Source organism: Aureimonas mangrovi (genome assembly GCF_014058705.1).
Classification (GTDB): domain Bacteria; phylum Pseudomonadota; class Alphaproteobacteria; order Rhizobiales; family Rhizobiaceae; genus Aureimonas; species Aureimonas mangrovi.
Window position 1 is genome coordinate 3420328 of the sequence record NZ_CP059692.1, and the last position, 16983, is coordinate 3437310.

Consider the following 16983-nt stretch of genomic DNA (forward strand, 5'->3'; position numbering starts at 1 on the left):
GCGGCTCAGCCCTGCCCGGCGCGCGTAGGCATCGCGAGGACGCGAAGGTTCGGCGTCTCGGCGCCCGTGTCGACCGCCGCCGCGATCTCGCCGATGACCTGCCGGCCGATCGGCAGACGGAAATGCACCCGGTCCCAGTAGTTCGTGTCCTCCACCGTCAGCGGCGAGGCGAAGCCCATGTCGAGGACGAAGGCTTCGGCCGCCCGGCCGAGCGCGAGGATGCGGCGCGCGCATTCGGTGCGCTGGGCCGCGAGCTCCGTACCGACGCGCGCCTGCGCGACGACATGCACGGGCATCGAGACGAGGATCGTGCGCGTCTCGCGCGGCACGAGCGCCAACGTCTCCTCCAGCCATACGAGAGCCGGGAACCGGTCCTGCGGGCGCGGCGCGATCGACGCGTCGTCGGCGCGTGGCAGCGCAGCGGGTGTGGTCTGCGGCGGTGCGCCGCCGTGGAGCGCGCGGCGGGCGCGCTCGGCGTCATAGGCACCCTCCCCTTGCGTGAAGTCGCCGAAGCCGTCCGGCCGGAAATACGGCTCCTGCCCTCCGCTCGCCATGCGCAGGGAGCGGCGCAGCACCTCGGGCAGTTCGAGGTTCAGGAGGTCCGAGACATCGTTCAGCCGGTCGTCGTCGTAGAAGCTTTGCGGAAACAGGCGGAAGGTCACGCGGCGCGTATCGGCATCCGGCGCGCACCAGACTTCGGGGTCGAGCGAGAGGAGGAGCGTGCGCGGGTGCGGCACCGCGCGCAGGAAGAGCCGCGTGAGCTGCGTCTGCTCCCAGGCCGAAGACGCGTCCATCGAGAGGGCGGCGAAGCGACCGCCGAACGCGCGGTCCAGATCCTCGGGCGGCAGCAGGCGCGAGGTCGACGTGCCGAAGACGGCCGAATCGTAATCGCCTGAGCGCGCGATCGAGGGATAGGCGTAGCGCTGGTTGTGATGGGCGAAGGTCTGCGAGAACGGGGTCTGCGGAAAATTGCCGAACGGGTTGAGAAGGAAGACGGCGAGAAGCAGGACCACGATCAGCCCGGCGGCAATCCCCGGCGCCAGGATGCCGAACCGCTGCCAGTTCCCCGCGTCGATCGCTGGCGCGTCGTCCGCCCGCCCGGTGGCGAGCGCGCCGAGGAAGCGCAGGACGGTCCGGGCTCGGGTCTTGAAGGACGGCATGAGGCTCCATCGCGGCGCAACCGCTGCGCGCGGCCGCCGGCCTTCGCTGATAACGCCCGCGGCGGTCTGCGGCAACGGCGCTCCGATCCGGCCAGAGACAAGCCAAGCATGGCACAAGTGTCGAAACATGCCTGCGGAACCTCACGCCATGACCGACCCCATGCCCGTCAGCTACACGACGACCCACTTCCGCACGCTCGGATGGGCGGGCGCGCTCCTGTTCACCCTGGCGCCGCCGGCCTTCCTCTACGAACTCTACCTCTTCCTCTACACGACTGCGCCGGAGACCAATCCGACGATCGGTCTCTTCATCACACTGTCGGCAATCCTGTCCTTCGCGTCGGTGCCGATGATGGTCGTCGGGCGCCGCGAGCGTCACTCGACCTCGCCGACGACCGCTCGCGGCCCGCTTACCCGACGGGGCACCTAGGCACCGACGACGCACTTGCGTATGGTCACGCCAATTTCCCGCAGCGCACATGTGATCCGCCGACCTTGAAGAGCCTTACCCGTTCCACTCGCCGTGAAACCCTGAAACTCGGGCTCGGCGGCGTGCTCGCCGCAGCGCTCGCTCTCGATGCGCGTGCCCAGGACGCCGACCCGGCGGCAACGCCGGAGGAGGCGGCCCCGACCACGCCCGAAGATCCGCTGCCGCCCGGCGCGCGGGTCGATCTCGACAACTTCTCCTTCGATGCCCTGTCGGCCGCCATGCGCGAGCGCGCGGCCCAGCCGTACGTCCCGCTTCAGGACGAGCTGCCCGAGCCGATCGCAGAGCTCGACTACGACGGCTACCGGCGCATCCTGTTTCGCCGCGAGCGCACCGTCTGGGCGAACGAACCCGGCCAGTTCCAGCTCCAGGCGTTCTATCCCGGCTTCCTCTACCGGGCGACGACGCGCATCCATGTCGGTGACGGCCAGCGCTTCCAGCTTCTCGCCTTCTCGGGCGAGGATTTCGAGTTCCTGGCTCCGCTCGACGCCGACCTCTTCCGCAACACGCCGCTGGACGGCGTCGCGGGCTTCCGCCTGACCACGCCGATCGACCGGCCGGACCTCTTCGACGAAGTCGTCTCGTTCCTGGGCGCTAGCTATTTCCGCGCGCTCGGCCGTGACAACCGCTACGGCCTTTCGGCGCGCGGCATCGCGCTCAACACCGCGACGACGGTGGAAGAGGAGTTCCCGCGCTTCTCGGCCTTCTACCTCGTGCGCCCCGGCCCGAGCGACGAGCGCATCACGATCTTCGCCGAGCTGGACAGCCCGAGCGTGACGGGGGCCTACGCATTCACCGTGATCCCCGGCCAGCACACGATCATCGAGGTGACGAAGCGGCTCTACTTCCGCAATCCGGTGGAACGCCTCGGCGTCGCTCCGCTGACCTCGATGTACTTCTACGGCGAGAACAACCGTCGGCGCCCGGAAGACTTCCGCCCGGAGGTCCACGACAGCGACGGGCTGATGATCGTGCGCGCCTCGGGCGAGCGCGTGTGGCGCCCGCTGAAGAACCCGACCGAGCTCGCCCTCAGCTATTTCGGCGAGGCCTCGCCGCGCCTCTTCGGCCTTCTCCAGCGCGATCGCGAGTTCGCCAGTTATCAGGACGTGGAAGCACGCTACGACGTGCGCCCCTCGCTGACCATCGAGCCGCTCGGCGACTGGGGGCGGGGCGTGGTGCAACTCGTCGAGATCCCGACAAACTCCGAGGCCAACGACAACATCGTCGCCTTCTGGGTGCCGGAAGAGCGGCCGGCGGCCGGTAGCGCGTACGAATTCCGCTACCGAATGCGCTGGGGCATCCTCGACGAGGACGCGGGCGGCCTCGCGATGGTGACGGGAACCTATGCGGGCGTCGGCGGCAATGCGGCCGATACGTCGGACAATCCCGGACTGTGGCGCTTCGAGATCAATTTCGACGGCGGCACGGCGGCCAGCCTGCCGATGGATGCGCGCATCGAGCCGCTGATCGACGTCGGCGACAATGCCCGGCTGCAGCATGCAGGCATGCGCCGCATGCCGCATGGCGGCTGGCGCCTGTCTCTCGAACTGGAGAAGCTCGATTCGGCACCGGTCGAGCTGCGCGCCAAGCTCACCTATGCCGGGCGCACGCTGAGCGAGACGTGGCTCTACCAGTGGACGGGGGCGGTCTGAGCGCCATGACCCTTCATTCCCACACAGACGCTCCGTGCGTCGCCGCGCTGATAGGCCGCGCCGATCTGTCCGACGAGGAACTGCGTCACGCGATCGCTGAACGCCTCGCGGCCGACGGACGCACGAGCCCCGATCCCGAAATCGTGCTCGAGGCGGCACGGGCGCGCAAGCGCAAGGCCGTCGCCTTCCTGCGCACGCTCGTCCTTCCGCAGCCGCGCGCCGCGCTCGACATGCCGGTGCAGCCGATCCTGCGCTCTCATCTTCGGGACGGCGTCTGAGACGCCGCATTCTCGTCGGCATCGCCGCCTAAGTCGTCCGACCGACGACACGATCGCGTGATTGATTGCACACGGTCGTCATGCGACCATAGGCGTGCGATCCGTCGGGAGGGCTCGCGCGCCTTCCAACAGAGAATGTTCGAGTAAACGAAACATGGTTCTGGCTCGGCTCTGCTTCGCCGCCGCTGCGATCGCCCTTGCGGTGCTTGCGGGTGTCCTCTTCGCGCAGATCATCACCGCCAACGGCGCAACCTGGCTGCATTTCATCCAGGTGGCGCTGTTGATCGTGTGCTGCGTCTGGCTCGCCTGGGGTTTCAACACCGCCGCCGTCGGCATTCTGTGGCACCGTGCCCACAAGCCGGTCTTCCACGATCCGAAAGTGCCGGTGACGGCGCGAACGGCCGTGCTCATGCCCGTCTACAACGAAGACGCGGACGCGGTGCTGGCGCGTGTCGCCGCCATGATCGAGGGGCTCGGCGCGCTGGGCCAGCTCGATCATTTCGACTTCCACGTCCTGTCCGATTCGACCAAGGCCGAATCGGTGACGGCCGAGCGTCGCGCGGTTTTCCAGGTGGCGGCCGACCTTCAGACGGCGGGACGGCTCTACTACCGGCACCGCGCCAAGAACACCGGCCGCAAGGCCGGCAACATCGCCGATTTCGTCACCAAGAACGGCGGCGCCTACGACTACATGCTGGTGCTCGACGCCGACAGCCTGATGCGCCCGGCCACCATCCTCGACATGGTGGCGCGCATGGAGGCCGACGACGAGCTGGCGCTTCTCCAGACGCAGCCGCTCATCATCGGGCGCCAAACGCTGTTCGGCCGGGCGCTGCAGTTCTCTGCGGCGCTCTACTCCCCCTTCTTCTCGCGCGGCATCGCCGCCCTGCAGGGCCGTGAGGGCCCTTTCTGGGGCCACAACGCCATCATCCGCATCAAGAGCTTCGCGGCCGCCTGCGGTCTGCCGGATCTCTCGGGCCCACCGCCCTTCGGCGGGCACATCCTCAGCCACGACTTCGTGGAGGCGGCACTCCTGTCGCGCGCGGGATACAAGGTGCGCGTCGATCCGGATCTCGAAGGCTCCTACGAGGAGGCGCCGGCCAACCTCATCGAATACGCCAAGCGCGACCGGCGCTGGTGCCAGGGCAACCTCCAGCACGGCCGCCTCCTGACCGCGCCGCGCCTGCGCTTCTGGAGCCGGGTGTCGATGGTGTCCGGCATCATGGCCTATGCCGCCTCGCCGATCTGGCTGCTCTTCCTGATCGTATCGCTGCTCGACCCGATCCTCGCTCCGGAGCCGAACTACTTCCCCGGCGATACCCTGTTCCCCGTCTTCCCGCGCCCGGAGACGACGAAGGCGCTGCTGCTGCTTCTCGGCATCTTCCTGCTGCTGCTCCTGCCCAAGACGCTGATCGCCTTCCGCACGGCCTTCTCGCACCGGGCCAAGCGCTTCGGCGGGCCGGCAGCCGTTCTCGGCAGCGCCACCTGCGAGTTGATCATGACGAGCGCGCTCGCGCCGATCATGATGCTGTTCCAGTCCAAGGCCGTCGCTGAAATCCTCGTCGGGGCCGATTCGGGCTGGCCGGCGACGGAGCGCGAGGACGAGGGGATCCCCTTCTCCGTCGCCTTCAAAAGCTCGTGGTGGATGGTGCTGGTGGGCGCGGCCCTCCTCTTCACCACCTTCACCTACGCCTTCGAACTGTTCCTGTGGGTCTGCCCGATCGCGCTGCCGCTGCTCATCGCACCGCTGTTCGTGTCTTTGACGGGCAGCCCACCCATCGGCGAGGCGGCACGGCGTCTTTCGATCTTCGCGACGCCTTTCGAGCTGCATCCCGAGCCGGTGATCCGTTCCTCGGAAAGCTGGCGTGCGCGCCTGTCCTCCGTCGCGGCGGCGCCGTCGGCCGGGACCGAGCCGGCGCCCGTCAGCGTGCCGGCCGGCGCCGTGGCGGGGCGGGCATGAGCGGCGGCCCGCCGGCCGAAGACCGCACGGCACGCTTCTTCCGCCCCGCCTGGCGCCGGGCGGCGGTCGTGCTCGTCTGCCTGATCTGGTCCGGCGTCGAATGGGCCAACGGTCAGGCCGTCTGGGGCATCCTCGCCCTTGCGATGGCCGGCTGGGCCGTATGGACCTTCTTCATCGCCTACAAGCCCGGCGACGACGTTTAGAAAGATCGCTCGCGTTCCGACACGCCGGCCTGTTCGAAGGTCGCCATGCCCGAATGGCAGGCTGCGGCCGCCTTGACGAGGCCGGCCGCGAGTGCGGCGCCCGCGCCCTGGCTCAGGCCGATGCCGAGCGCCAGGAGCGGCACCTTGTTCATCGCCTCCAGTGCCTTGCGATGGCCCGGCTCAGCCGAGACATGCGCGAAAAGGCAGTGATCGAGCGCCCGGGCGTCGAGCTTGTGCAGGACGCCGGCCGCAGCGCTCGCGGCGAAGCCGTCGATGATCACGGGAACGCGCTGGATGCGGGCGGCCAGGATCGCCCCGGCCATCGCCGCGATCTCACGTCCGCCCAGACGCCGCAGCACCTCCAGAGGATCGGACAGATGCGCGCGATGCAGGTCCAGCGCCTCCTGCACGACCGACGCCTTGTGGGCGAGCGCCTCGCCGGTGAGCCCGGAGCCCGGCCCCACCCACTCCTTCGCCGTGCCGCCGAAGAGGCCGGCGAGAACGGCCGCCGAAACCGCCGAGTTGCCGATGCCCATTTCGCCGACGCACAGAAGATCCGGCTCGCCCTGCAGGCATTCCATCCCGAAGGCCATCGTCGCCGCGCAGGCCTTCTCGTCCAGCGCCGCCTCGCGCGAGATGTCGCCTGTCGGAAAGTCGAGCGCGAGGTCGAAGACCTTGAGGCCGAGATCGTAGGTCGCGCAGATCTGGTTGATCGCGGCGCCTCCGGCCGCGAAGGTCTCGACCATCTGGCGCGTGACGCTCGTCGGATAGGCCGAGACGCCGCGCGCGGCGACCCCGTGATTGGCCGCGAAGATCGCCACCACAGGGCGCGTGACCGCCGGCGAGCGGCCCTGCCAGGCGGCAAGCCAAGCAGACAGTTCCTCAAGCCGGCCGAGCGAGCCCTCGGGCTTCGCCAACGTCTCCTCGCGGTGGCGCGCATTGTGGAGGGCGGCGCCGTCCGGGCCGCGGATCTGGGAGAGAAGGGCGCGGATGTCGTCGAAGGGGAGGCCGGTGGCGGACATGGCATGGCTCTTTCGGTGATGATGCGCGGGTCATAAAACGGCGTTCGCGATGGGGCAAACGCGCGGGCCATCCGATCGGCGCTTTTCACCCGGTGCGTTTGGGCCTACGGCGATGCGAGCCACTGCCCGCCACGGACCCAATGACCGTCGACCTCGTCTTCGTCCTCCTCATCGCGGCCGCCTTCGCCGCCGGCTTCATCGACGCGATCGCCGGCGGCGGCGGCATGGTGACGGTGCCGGCGCTTCTCATCGCCGGGCTCGATCCCGTCTCGGCGCTCGGCACCAACAAGCTGCAGGGCCTGTTCGGCTCCGGCTCCGCGACCGTCGCCTATGCGCGGCGCGGCCTCGTGGACCTTCGCGCTCTCCTGCCCGTCGCCGGCATCGCGTTCCTGGGTGGGATCGTCGGCGGTCTGCTCGCCATCGTTCTGCCGCCGGATCTTCTGGCCACGCTCCTGCCCTTCCTCCTGATCGCCATCGCGATCTATTTCGCCTTCAAGAAGGGCCTGTCCGACGTCGATCGCGGGCGGCGCATCTCGCCGGCCTTCTTCACCATGCTGGTGGTGCCGCTCATCGGCGCCTATGACGGGTTGTTCGGGCCGGGCACGGGCTCGTTCTACATGCTCGCCTTCGTCGGCCTCGTCGGCTACGGCGTCCTGAAGGCGACGGCGCACACCAAGCTCTTGAACTTCGCGTCCAACCTCGGCTCCTTCGCCGTCTTCGCGGCCGCCGGCTCGATCCACTGGAAGCTGGGGCTCGCGATGGGCGTCGCCGCGATTCTCGGCGCTCGCCTCGGCGCGATGTCCGCCGTGCGCTTCGGCGCACGCCTCATCCGCCCGCTTCTCGTCGTCGTCTGTCTCGTCCTCGCGGTAAGGCTCCTGCTTTCCTGACGACGGCCGGGCGCTATCCTCCCTCTCGCGCCAACGGAGGAGGAGAGCCATGAGCGAGGACCGCTGGAAGCACGACGGCGTGCGCGTCATCAAGGGAGACGCGCTCGACCCGAACACCGCCCAGACGCCCGGCATGTTCCGACAGGCCGCGATCAACCACGCGCGTGTCGGGGCGCAGAAGATCTGGGCCGGCACCGTCGCGATCGAGCCGGACGCCAAGACCGGCGTCCACCACCACGGGGCGCTGGAGAGCGTCATCTACGTCGTGTCGGGAAAGGCGCGGATGCGCTGGGGCGACAGGCTGGAATATGTCGCCGAAGCGGGGCCGGGCGACTTCATCTTCGTGCCGCCCTACGTGCCCCATCAAGAGATCAATGCAGACCCGGACAACCCCCTGCAATGCGTGCTCGTGCGCTCCGACAACGAGGCGGTGGTCGTCAACATCACCGATGTCGAGCCGGTGGAGAAGCCGGAAGAGGTCTACTGGGTAGACCCGATCCACAAGCATCCGGAGGGGTGAGCGGCGCTCACTCCTTGCCTTCGGCCCACGCCTTGAACTTGTCCGCCCAGTCCTTGTGCCAGCGCGAGAGCGGCGGCCGGTTCTGGGTGATGTCGCCCGCTGCCCAGGCGATGCGCTTCTCGTCCATCTCGCGCGTTACTTCGCCGTCCGGGCACAGGATGTAGAAGTCGCCGGCCTCCAGCCGCTCCAGCATGAAGGCGACGGTCTCCTCCGCCGTCCAGGCGCCGTCCGGCTTCTCGGTGCATCCGCGCGCCGTCAGCCCCGTGAAGACGAAGCCGGGGACGAGGAGAGCCGCCTCCACGCGCCCGCCCTCGCGGTTGCGCAGTTCGTGCTGCAACGCCTCGGTGAACGCCTTCACGCCGGCCTTCGCCACGTTGTAGGCCGGGTCTCCCGGCGGCGTCGTGATGCCCTGCTTGGAACCGGTGTTGATGATAAGCCCCGGTTCGCCATGCGCCAGCATCGCCGGCCCGAAGATGCGCGTGCCGTTGATGATGCCGCCGAGATTGATCGACAGGACCGCGTCCCAGTTCGCCTGATCTCCGAAGATCGAGGAACCCGGCTGGATGCCGGCATTGTTCATCAGGATGTGGACCTTGCCGAGCGTCTTCTCGACATGGGCCGCGGTCTTCTCCAGCCCGGCGCGATCCGTCACGTCACAGGCTGCGGCGAGGACGAGATCGTCATTGCCGGCGATCGCGGCGAGCTCGACCTGCGCCGCCTCCAGCGCCTCCATCGTGCGGTCGATGATCGCGACCTTCATGCCGGCCTTCGCGAAGGCCTTCGCGGCGGCAAACCCGATGCCGGAGGCCCCGCCGAGAACGACGGCGGTGTGGAGCGGCGCGATGGCGGGGTGGTGCATGGAAAGGCTTCCCTAAGCTTCGAGGATGGTCTTCTCGGCGACGGTCGAATCGGCGTTGAGGCGGTAGACGATGGGCACGCCCGTCGCGATCTCCTGCCCGACGATCTCCTCGCCCGACAGGCCCTCCAGCGCCATCACCAGCGCGCGGAGGGAGTTGCCGTGCGCGGCGACGAGCACCGTGCCGCCGGCCAGCACCTTCGGCTGGATGCGGTGGATGTAATAGGGCCAGACGCGTGCGCCGGTGTCCTTCAGCGATTCGCCGCCCGGCGGCGGCACGTCGTAGGAGCGGCGCCAGACATGAACCTGGTCCTCGCCCCATTTCTGGCGCGCATCGTCCTTGTTCAGGCCGGAGAGATCGCCGTAATCGCGCTCGTTGAGGGCGACGTCGCGGATTGTCTCGAGGCCGGTTTGGCCGAGCGCGTCGAGGACGAGGGACAGCGTGTGCTGGGCGCGCAGGAGCTCGCTGGTGAAGGCGATGTCCGGCTTGATCCCGGCTGCCTTCAGGCGCTCGCCGCCCGCACTCGCCTCCGCGATGCCCTTCTCGGTCAGGTCGGGGTCCTTCCAGCCGGTGAAGAGGTTCTTCAGGTTCCACTCGCTCTGGCCGTGGCGCACGAGGACGAGAGTTCGGGGCATGGCAGAGAGCTCCGTTTGGATAGGGCTGGTATGAGATCAGTTCAGGCCGAGAACGTCTCGCATGGAATAGAGGCCGGGCTCGCGACCCTCCGCCCATAAGGCGGCACGCACGGCGCCGCGCGCGAAGATCGAGCGGTCCTCGGCGCGGTGGGACAGCTCGATCCGCTCGCCCTCGCCGGCCAGAATGACCTCGTGTTCGCCGACCACCGAGCCGCCGCGCAGGGTCGCGAAACCGATCGTGCCGGCCGCCCGCGCGCCGGTATGCCCGTCGCGCACGCGAACCGCGGCCGCATCGAGATCGACGCCGCGCCCTTGCGCCGCAGCGTTGCCGAGCAGGAGTGCCGTGCCGGACGGCGCATCCACCTTGTGGCGATGGTGCATTTCCAGCACCTCGATGTCGAAGGCGTCAGGACCGAGCGCGGCTGCGGCCTTCTCGACGAGAACGGCGAGAAGATTGACGCCGAGGCTCATATTGCCGGACTTCACGATCCGCGCACCCTTCGCCGCCTCGGCGACGGCTGCGTCCTCCTCGGCCGAGAAGCCGGTGGTGCCGATGATCTGGACGAGGCCGCGTTTCGCGGCCTCTCGCGCCACGGCGACGCTGTAGGCCGGCGCGGTGAAGTCGAGGACGCCGTCGGCGCCATCGAACGCCGCGTCGAGGTCGGCCGTGACGGCAACGCCCGCATGGCCCGCGCCCGCCAGAAGCCCCGCATCGTTGCCCAGCGCGATCGAGCCTTCGCGCTCGAGGGCGCCACAGAGCGTCGCGCCTTCCGTCTGCGAGAGAATCTGGATCAGCGTGCGGCCCATCCGGCCGGCCGCACCGAGCACCACGAGCTTCATCGCTTTCCTCCCCGGTTCATCCCGTCACCGCCTGGGCGATATCGGCCGCGACCGCGCCCTGATGCGAAGTCTGCAGCCCGTGGAAGCGCGAATAGAGCCCGTCCTCGCGGCTGACAAGCTCGGCATGCGTGCCGCGCTCGGCGATGGTGCCGCGATCGACGACGAGAATCTGGTCGGCGTTGACGATGGTCGACAGGCGGTGTGCGACGACGATGACGGTGCGGTTCGCCATCACGCGCTCCAGCGCCGCCTGCACGAGCTTTTCCGAGCGCGTGTCGAGCGCCGACGTCGCCTCGTCGAGAAGCAGGATCGGCGCGTCTCTAACCAGCGCGCGCGCGATCGAAAGGCGCTGGCGCTGGCCCCCCGAAAGCGTCGCGCCCGCCTCGCCGACCGGCGTCTCGTAGCCGAGCGGCTGCGCGAGGATGAACTCCTCGGCCTGGGCCTCGCGCGCGGCCGCCTCGACCTCCGCGTCGCTCGCGTCCGGGCGGCCATAGCGGATGTTCTCGCGGATCGTCCCCTCGAAGAGCGTCGGCGCCTGCGGCACATAGGCGATCTGCCCGCGCAGCGAGGCCTTCGTCACGTCCCGGATGTCCTGCCCGTCGATGAGGATGCGGCCGTGATCGAGATCGTAGAACCGCTCGATCAGGGCGATGATGGTCGACTTCCCGCCGCCCGAGGCGCCGATCAGCGCCGTAGTGCGCCCGGCCGGGGCCGTGAAGGCGATGCGCGACAGCACCGGCTCGCCGGCATGATAGCCGAAGGAGACGTCCTCGAAGACGATCTCGCCGCTCTGCACGCGCAGGGGCACGGCGCCCGGCGCGTCGGCCTGGCTCGGCTTCAGGTCGAGGATCTCGTAGATCATGCGCGCGTTCACCAGCGCGCGCTCGAGTTGCACCTGCAGCCGCGCGAGGCGGCGGGCGGGATCGTAGGCGAGGAGCAACGCGGTGATGAAGGCGAACATGGCGCCCGGCGAGTACCCGTACTCGATCGAGCGGTAACCGGACCATGCGATGACGCCGGCGACGGCCAGACCCGCGATCGTCTCCGTCACAGGGCCGGAACGCTCCGTGATGGCTGCGATGCGATTCGATCGTTCCTCGGCGCCCCGGATCAGCCCCTCCGTGCGTGCGCGCAGCGGCGCCTCCATCGTGAAGGCCTTCACCACCTGGATGCCCTGCGCGGCCTCCTGCATCGCACCGAGGACGCGGGCGTTGAGATCGATCGACTGGCGCGTCGCCTTGCGCAGCTTGCGCGCGAGGCCCGCGATCATGATCGCGATGGGCGGGCCGGCCAGAAGCGCGATCGCAGACAGGAGCGGGTCGAGCCAGATCATCGTGCCGACGAGGAAGACGAGCGTCAGGAGGTCGCGCGCGATGGAGGTGACGGTCAGGTTCAGCGTGTCGCGCACGCCGGTGACGTTCTGGTTGATGCGCGCGGCGAGCTGGGCCGAGCGATTCTCGCCGAAGAAGTCCATCGACAGTTCGGTCAGATGGGCGAAGAGCCGGCGCTGGTAGCGCGCCACGACGTCGTTGCCGATCCGCGCGAGGATCACCCCCTGCCCGTATGTGGCAAGCCCCCGGATGAGGAAGGTGAGGAACACGGCGACCGGCAGCGAGACGAGATAGGCCGGATCGCCCTCGACGAAGATCTGGTCGATCACGTCGCGCATGACCCAGGCGAGGAAGGCCGTCGTCAACGCGACCAGCACCATGCAGGTGGCCGCCACGGCATAACCGCGCACGTGATCGCGCGCGTTTTCGGCGAAGATGCGCTTCAGGAGCGCCAACGCCCGGCCGCGTTCCGCGCCGTCGGCGAGGGAGAGACGGGGCGTCTTGGTCACGGGTGGCCCGAAGAGGTGCGAACGCGCATGGCCGCTCTATAGCCGCTGTATCCTGGCCTGCCTACCGCTTCGATCTCTCCGAGATCCAGCGCCGCCCCTGCGTCTCCAGACCGAAATGGCGCGGATTGTGCGCGTAGAATGCGAGGCCCGACAGCGCCGCGAGAGGTTCGGTGATCGCAAACAGCGGAATGTCGCGCATCAGTTCGGTATGCGGCGCCTTGTCCTCGAAGGCCGCGCGCATCTGCGAGACCGAGATCGCCGGCAGGACATGGCGGAAGATGCCGCCGCCGATATAGACGCCGCCGCGCGCCATGAAGACGAGGGCGAGATCGCCGGCGACGCGCGCGAGATAGATCGCGAAGAGTTGCACCGCCTCGGCGGCCGCCGCATCGCCGCCGCCGCGCGCGGCATCGGTGATCTCCGCCGGGGTCGTGTACGGGTGGTCCGCGCCGTTCGACAGGCTGATCGCGCGATAGAGATTGACGAGGCCGCGCCCGCACAGGATCTGCTCGGCCGAGATGCGGCCCTCGATCGCCTCAAGATGCGGCCAGATTTCGAGATCCCTTTCCGTGCGCGGCCCGAGGTCGACATGGCCGCCCTCGCCTGCCACGGGTATCCAGAGATGGCGCGAGCGCACGAGCCCGGCGACGCCGAGCCCCGTGCCGGGGCCCAGAACGACGCGGCTGGCGTTCTCGCGCGCCGTGCCGCCGCCGATCGCCGCGCGGCCCGAGGGCGACAACGCGGAGACGGCGAGCGCCTGCGCCTCGAAATCGTTGAGGATCACGACCTCGTCGAAGCCGAGATCGTTGATCAGGCGCTGCGGACGCACCACCCAGGCACTGTTGGTGAGGTCGATGTCCTCGCCGTCGATCGGCCCGGCGACCGCCAGAACCGCCGTGCGCGGCTGAACGGAGGTCCTGTCGAGGACGCAGGCCTGGATCGCCTCGTCGATATTGGGGAAGTCGGCCGTGGCGATCGTGGGGAAGGCGCGGGGCTCGGCATTGGAATCGAGGATGAGCGCGAAGCGCGCGTTGGTGCCGCCGATATCACCGACGAGAACGGGAAAGCGCAGGGCGTCGGGCGATTCGAGCGTAACGGTCACGGCGCCCGCCTCCCATGAAGTCGATCGAAGCCGTTCCTTAACATCCGCCCTCGCCCGCCGGAAGCGTCAGGGACGACGCGTCGGCACCGGTACCGAGGCCGGCAGGGCGGCGCTCGCGGTGGCCGCCGCCCCTGGAGAGTCCTCGCCCGAGGCGCTCACCAGGGAGATGCACCGATTCGGCAGCTCGGACAGCTGCATCGGGGGCTTGGGTGTGTAGGGCGGAGCGTCCGGGGGTGGCGGCTGCAGCGCAACGTCGAACCACCATTGCAGCGAGGCGTCGCAGCCTTCCGAAGCCGGCACCGCGCTCTGGGGCTCGCAGGCCGTGCCGGGCGGGCATTTCAGGCGGATATGGAAGTGGTAGTCGTGGCCGTAGGTCGGGCGCACCTTGCGCAGCCACGAGCGATCGCCGCCCGCGACCTCACACAGTTTCCGCTTGATGCCGGGATGGACGAAGATGCGGTCGACCTCCGGGTCGAGCGCGGCGCGACGGATGATGCGGCCATGCTCCGCGCGCCAGCGCCGATCGTCCACCTCGAAGGTGCCCCGGCGCAGGAGCGAGGTCATATCCATGGTCTCGCGCTGGTTCTCGTTCAGGCGCCCCTGGGGCATCTCGGTGAGATAGACATCAGCGTCGAGCCCGATCTGGTGCGAGGCGTGGCCGACCGCCGGCCCGCCGCGTGGCTGCGAGATGTCGCCGATCAGGATGCCGCGCCAGTTGTCGTTGGCGGCGACGGTCTGCGAGAAGCGCTGAAGGAAGGCGATCGTGTTCGGGTGGCCGTAGGATTTGTTGCGCGCGCGGCGAACGTCCTGCCAGTTGGGTCCGTCCGGCGGCATCTGCACGCCGCCGGACAGGCACCCCTTGGAATAGGAGCCGATCGCGTCGGTCCGATCGCCCGCCGGGCCGGCGACCGCGCCGAAGACATCGCGGGCGACCTGCGCCTCGGCCACCGGCGCGAGCGCCAGAAGCGCCGAGGCCACCAGCACCCATCTCCCCATCCGCTTCGCCATCGGCGCTCCCTCCGTGCCGCCGCCCAAGGCTGGCACCGCATGGTGGAGCCGGGCTTACGTCGAGGAAGAGCGCGGCCCTGCGGCGCTTTGAGGGCCAGACGATCAGCTCCGCAGGGTCGCGCCCGTCGCCTTCGCCACCGCCGCGACGATCTTGCCCGACACAGCCTCGATGTCCTCGTCGGTCAGGGTGCGCTCGGCGGGCTTCAGCGTCACCTCGATGGCGACGGACTTGCGCCCCTCGCCGAGCGAGGCGCCCGCGAACACGTCGAAGACGCGCACCTCGGAGACGAGCTTGCGGTCGGCGCCTTCGGCCGCGCGCACGATCTTCAACGCCTGGACGGGCGCATCCACCACGAAGGCGAAGTCGCGCCGCACCGGCTGGAAGGGCGAGAGCGTCAGCACCGGCTTGGTGCGCGTGGCCTTGCGCTTCTGCTCGGGCGCTTCGTCGAGATAGACCTCGAAGCCGGCATGCGGGCCGCTGGCGCCCATCGCCTTCAGGACCTTCGGATGGAACTCGCCGAACTCGGCCAGCACCGTCTTCGGCCCGAGCTTGACGAGGCCGGAGCGTCCCGGATGATACCACGGGCTCGCCGGCGTCTCGATCTGGAGCCGGTCGACCGGCACGCCCGCTGCCTCGAGCGTGGCGAAGGCATCGGCCTTGGCATCGAAGACGCCCACGGGCGCGGCGCCGCCTGCCCAGTCGCGCCCGGCGCCCTCGTGGCGCGCGCTGGCGCGGCGCACACCGGCCGCAACGCGCCGCTGGCCGTCCGGCTGGACCGAACGATAGACGTGGCTGACCTCGAACAGCGCCGTCTCGCCGTAGCCCTTCGCGGCGTTGCGCACCGAAGCCGCCAGAAGGCTCGGCAGCAGCGAGGGCCGCATGTCGGACAGGTCCGCAGCGATCGGATTCTCGAGCTGCAGTTCCTCTGCGCCGCCGCCGAAGAGGCTTGCTTCGTCATGGCTGACGAAGGAGTAGGTCACGGTCTCGGCCATGCCGCGCGCGGCGAGCGAGCGACGTACGGCCCTGCCCTGCTTCTGCGCCGCGGTGAGGATCGGCGTTGCAACCGCCGCCAGACGCGGCAGCGCGACAGGCTGGATCTCGTCGACCCCGACGAGACGCATGACCTCCTCGACGAGGTCGGCCTTGCCATCGACATCAGGGCGCCAGGACGGCGCGGTGACGCTCGCCGCATCGCCCTCGGGCTCCACGGTGAAGCCAAGTCCGCGCAGAAGCGCGACCTGACGCTCGGGCTCGACGTCGAGGCCGGTGAGCCGCTTCATCTCGGAGAAGGGCAGGTGGATCGGCCTCGGGGCCTCTTCTCGCAGGCCCGTCACGATCCTCTCGCTCGGCTCGCCGCCGCACAGGTCGAGGACCATCCTCGTCGCGAGGTCAAGGCCCGGCACCATGAAGGCCGGGTCGATGCCGCGCTCGAAGCGATAGCGCGCATCGGTGATGATGCCGAGCGCGCGGCCGGTGCGCGCGATGTCCAGCGGCTCCCAGAGAGCCGATTCGATCAGGACCGTCGTCGTGTTCTCGTCGCAACCCGTGCGCTCGCCGCCCATGATGCCGGCGATCGACTCCACTTCTCCGTCATCGTCGGTGATGACGCACATGCCGACCGCGAGCTTGTGGGTGCGCCCGTCGAGGCCGAGGATCTCCTCGCCCTCCTTCGCATCGCGCACGATCAGCGCCGCCCGCGCTTTCGCCGCGTCGAAGACGTGGAGCGGGCGGCCGCGATCGAAGGTGATGTAGTTGGTGATGTCGACGAGTGCGTTGATCGGGCGCAGGCCGATGGCGCGCAGGCGCTTCTGAAGCCATTCCGGCGAGGGACCGTTCTTCACGCCGGTCACCGAGCGCACGGCAAAGCCGCGGCAGGTCCTGCTCTCGATCGAGACCGCGATGCCTGCAGGCCCCTTCCCCTCGATTGGCTCGACCGCCGGCGTCTTCAGCGTGCCGAGGCCCGAAGCGGCGAGATCGCGCGCGATACCGTAGACGCCCGTCGCCTCGGGGTGGTTGGGCGTGAGGTTGATTTCGATCAGCGGGTCGGCGAGATCCGCATAGTCCGCGAAGGCCGTGCCCACCGGCGCATCGGCCGGGAGATCGATGATACCGTTGTGCTCGTCGGACAGCTCCAGCTCGCGCTCGGAGCACATCATGCCGAAGCTCTCCACGCCCCGGATCTTGCCGACGCCGAGCGTCGTATCGATGCCCGGAACATAAGTGCCCGGCAGGGCGAGGACGCCGACGAGGCCCGCGCGCGCGTTTGGCGCGCCGCACACGATCTGCATCGGCTTGCCGTCGTTGACGGATGGGCCGGCATCGACGCGGAGGACACGCAGCTTGTCGGCGTCGGGGTGGGGCTCGGCGCTCAGCACCTTCGCGATCGTGAAGGGTCGCATCGCCGCGCGGTCGTCGACATGCTCGACCTCAAGGCCGATCGCCGTCAGGCGCGCGGTGATCTCGGCCAGCGAGGCGTCGGTTTCGAGATGGTCCTTCAGCCAGGAGAGCGTGAACTTCATCGGTTTCAGTCG

At 69.2% G+C, this 16983-nt stretch carries 16 protein-coding genes; 7 read left to right on the forward strand and 9 right to left on the reverse strand.

The window, feature by feature from the left end; all coding sequences use genetic code 11:
* Nucleotides 1-5: 5 nt before the first annotated feature.
* On the reverse strand, nt 6-1160 hold the full coding sequence (locus H1343_RS16505) for a hypothetical protein (RefSeq protein WP_185983907.1): 1155 nt from the start codon (nt 1158-1160) through the stop codon (nt 6-8).
* A 148-nt stretch (nt 1161-1308) separates the two neighbouring features.
* On the opposite strand from H1343_RS16505, the gene H1343_RS17055 reads away from it, so the two are divergent.
* The 5 genes from H1343_RS17055 (at nt 1309) to H1343_RS16525 (ending at nt 5740) form a co-directional block, all read left to right on the forward strand.
* Entirely contained in the window at nt 1309-1590 is a 282-nt protein-coding gene (locus tag H1343_RS17055; RefSeq protein WP_246333168.1) for a hypothetical protein, read from the forward strand.
* Nucleotides 1591-1655: 65 nt separating this feature from the next.
* On the forward strand, nt 1656-3299 hold the full coding sequence (locus tag H1343_RS16510) for an OpgD/OpgG family glucan biosynthesis protein (RefSeq protein ID WP_246333169.1): 1644 nt from the start codon (nt 1656-1658) through the stop codon (nt 3297-3299).
* A gap of 5 nt (nt 3300-3304) precedes the next feature.
* Nucleotides 3305-3577: a hypothetical protein gene (locus H1343_RS16515; protein ID WP_185983909.1), complete on the forward strand. Its 273-nt coding sequence runs from the start codon at nt 3305-3307 to the stop codon at nt 3575-3577.
* Nucleotides 3578-3731: 154 nt separating this feature from the next.
* A complete protein-coding gene (gene mdoH, locus H1343_RS16520) occupies nt 3732-5537 on the forward strand; it encodes a glucans biosynthesis glucosyltransferase MdoH (protein ID WP_185983910.1) in 1806 nt (601 codons plus the stop codon).
* Nucleotides 5534-5740 carry a DUF3329 domain-containing protein gene (locus H1343_RS16525; RefSeq protein ID WP_185983911.1) on the forward strand — a complete coding sequence of 69 codons (207 nt, stop codon included), beginning with the start codon at nt 5534-5536 and terminating at the stop codon, nt 5738-5740. The genes mdoH and H1343_RS16525 overlap by 4 nt, the downstream gene beginning before the upstream one ends.
* Here the strand turns inward: H1343_RS16525 and cobT are convergent.
* Nucleotides 5737-6762 carry a nicotinate-nucleotide--dimethylbenzimidazole phosphoribosyltransferase gene (cobT, locus tag H1343_RS16530; protein ID WP_185983912.1) on the reverse strand — a complete coding sequence of 342 codons (1026 nt, stop codon included), beginning with the start codon at nt 6760-6762 and terminating at the stop codon, nt 5737-5739. The genes H1343_RS16525 and cobT overlap by 4 nt on opposite strands.
* A gap of 140 nt (nt 6763-6902) precedes the next feature.
* On the opposite strand from cobT, the gene H1343_RS16535 reads away from it, so the two are divergent.
* The gene (locus H1343_RS16535; RefSeq protein WP_185983913.1) at nt 6903-7649 is read left to right on the forward strand and encodes a TSUP family transporter; all 747 of its coding nucleotides are present in this window, start codon (nt 6903-6905) and stop codon (nt 7647-7649) included.
* 49 nt (nt 7650-7698) lie between these two features.
* The gene (locus H1343_RS16540) at nt 7699-8169 is read left to right on the forward strand and encodes a cupin domain-containing protein (RefSeq protein WP_185983914.1); all 471 of its coding nucleotides are present in this window, start codon (nt 7699-7701) and stop codon (nt 8167-8169) included.
* A 7-nt stretch (nt 8170-8176) separates the two neighbouring features.
* Here H1343_RS16540 and H1343_RS16545 read toward each other — a convergent pair whose 3' ends face one another.
* From H1343_RS16545 to pheT, 7 genes are all read right to left on the reverse strand, one after another.
* Nucleotides 8177-9028, reverse strand: a complete 852-nt coding sequence (locus tag H1343_RS16545; protein WP_185983915.1) for an SDR family NAD(P)-dependent oxidoreductase — start codon at nt 9026-9028, stop codon at nt 8177-8179.
* A 12-nt stretch (nt 9029-9040) separates the two neighbouring features.
* Entirely contained in the window at nt 9041-9661 is a 621-nt protein-coding gene (locus H1343_RS16550) for a 2,3-bisphosphoglycerate-dependent phosphoglycerate mutase (RefSeq protein WP_185983916.1), read from the reverse strand.
* 36 nt (nt 9662-9697) lie between these two features.
* Nucleotides 9698-10501, reverse strand: a complete 804-nt coding sequence (gene dapB / locus H1343_RS16555; RefSeq protein ID WP_185983917.1) for a 4-hydroxy-tetrahydrodipicolinate reductase — start codon at nt 10499-10501, stop codon at nt 9698-9700.
* Nucleotides 10502-10517: 16 nt separating this feature from the next.
* Nucleotides 10518-12341 (reverse strand): ABC transporter ATP-binding protein, encoded by a 1824-nt coding sequence (locus H1343_RS16560; protein ID WP_246333170.1) that lies wholly within the window; start codon nt 12339-12341, stop codon nt 10518-10520.
* A gap of 61 nt (nt 12342-12402) precedes the next feature.
* A complete protein-coding gene (locus tag H1343_RS16565; RefSeq protein WP_185983918.1) occupies nt 12403-13443 on the reverse strand; it encodes a glucokinase in 1041 nt (346 codons plus the stop codon).
* A 66-nt stretch (nt 13444-13509) separates the two neighbouring features.
* Nucleotides 13510-14451 (reverse strand): penicillin-insensitive murein endopeptidase, encoded by a 942-nt coding sequence (gene mepA / locus H1343_RS16570; protein ID WP_246333171.1) that lies wholly within the window; start codon nt 14449-14451, stop codon nt 13510-13512.
* A gap of 102 nt (nt 14452-14553) precedes the next feature.
* On the reverse strand, nt 14554-16971 hold the full coding sequence (pheT, locus tag H1343_RS16575; protein WP_185983919.1) for a phenylalanine--tRNA ligase subunit beta: 2418 nt from the start codon (nt 16969-16971) through the stop codon (nt 14554-14556).
* Nucleotides 16972-16983 lie beyond the last annotated feature (12 nt).

Excerpts from the sequence above, each read along its gene's own strand:
- H1343_RS16505 (WP_185983907.1), bottom strand. The coding sequence starts at position 1,160 with ATGCCGTCCTTCAAGACCCGAGCCCGGACCGTCCTGCGCTTCCTCGGC.
- H1343_RS17055 (WP_246333168.1), top strand. The coding sequence starts at position 1,309 with ATGACCGACCCCATGCCCGTCAGCTACACGACGACCCACTTCCGCACG.
- H1343_RS16515 (WP_185983909.1), top strand. The coding sequence starts at position 3,305 with ATGACCCTTCATTCCCACACAGACGCTCCGTGCGTCGCCGCGCTGATA.
- mdoH (WP_185983910.1), top strand. The coding sequence starts at position 3,732 with ATGGTTCTGGCTCGGCTCTGCTTCGCCGCCGCTGCGATCGCCCTTGCG.
- H1343_RS16525 (WP_185983911.1), top strand. The coding sequence starts at position 5,534 with ATGAGCGGCGGCCCGCCGGCCGAAGACCGCACGGCACGCTTCTTCCGC.
- cobT (WP_185983912.1), bottom strand. The coding sequence starts at position 6,762 with ATGTCCGCCACCGGCCTCCCCTTCGACGACATCCGCGCCCTTCTCTCC.
- H1343_RS16535 (WP_185983913.1), top strand. The coding sequence starts at position 6,903 with ATGACCGTCGACCTCGTCTTCGTCCTCCTCATCGCGGCCGCCTTCGCC.
- H1343_RS16540 (WP_185983914.1), top strand. The coding sequence starts at position 7,699 with ATGAGCGAGGACCGCTGGAAGCACGACGGCGTGCGCGTCATCAAGGGA.
- H1343_RS16545 (WP_185983915.1), bottom strand. The coding sequence starts at position 9,028 with ATGCACCACCCCGCCATCGCGCCGCTCCACACCGCCGTCGTTCTCGGC.
- H1343_RS16550 (WP_185983916.1), bottom strand. The coding sequence starts at position 9,661 with ATGCCCCGAACTCTCGTCCTCGTGCGCCACGGCCAGAGCGAGTGGAAC.
- dapB (WP_185983917.1), bottom strand. The coding sequence starts at position 10,501 with ATGAAGCTCGTGGTGCTCGGTGCGGCCGGCCGGATGGGCCGCACGCTG.
- mepA (WP_246333171.1), bottom strand. The coding sequence starts at position 14,451 with ATGGCGAAGCGGATGGGGAGATGGGTGCTGGTGGCCTCGGCGCTTCTG.
- pheT (WP_185983919.1), bottom strand. The coding sequence starts at position 16,971 with ATGAAGTTCACGCTCTCCTGGCTGAAGGACCATCTCGAAACCGACGCC.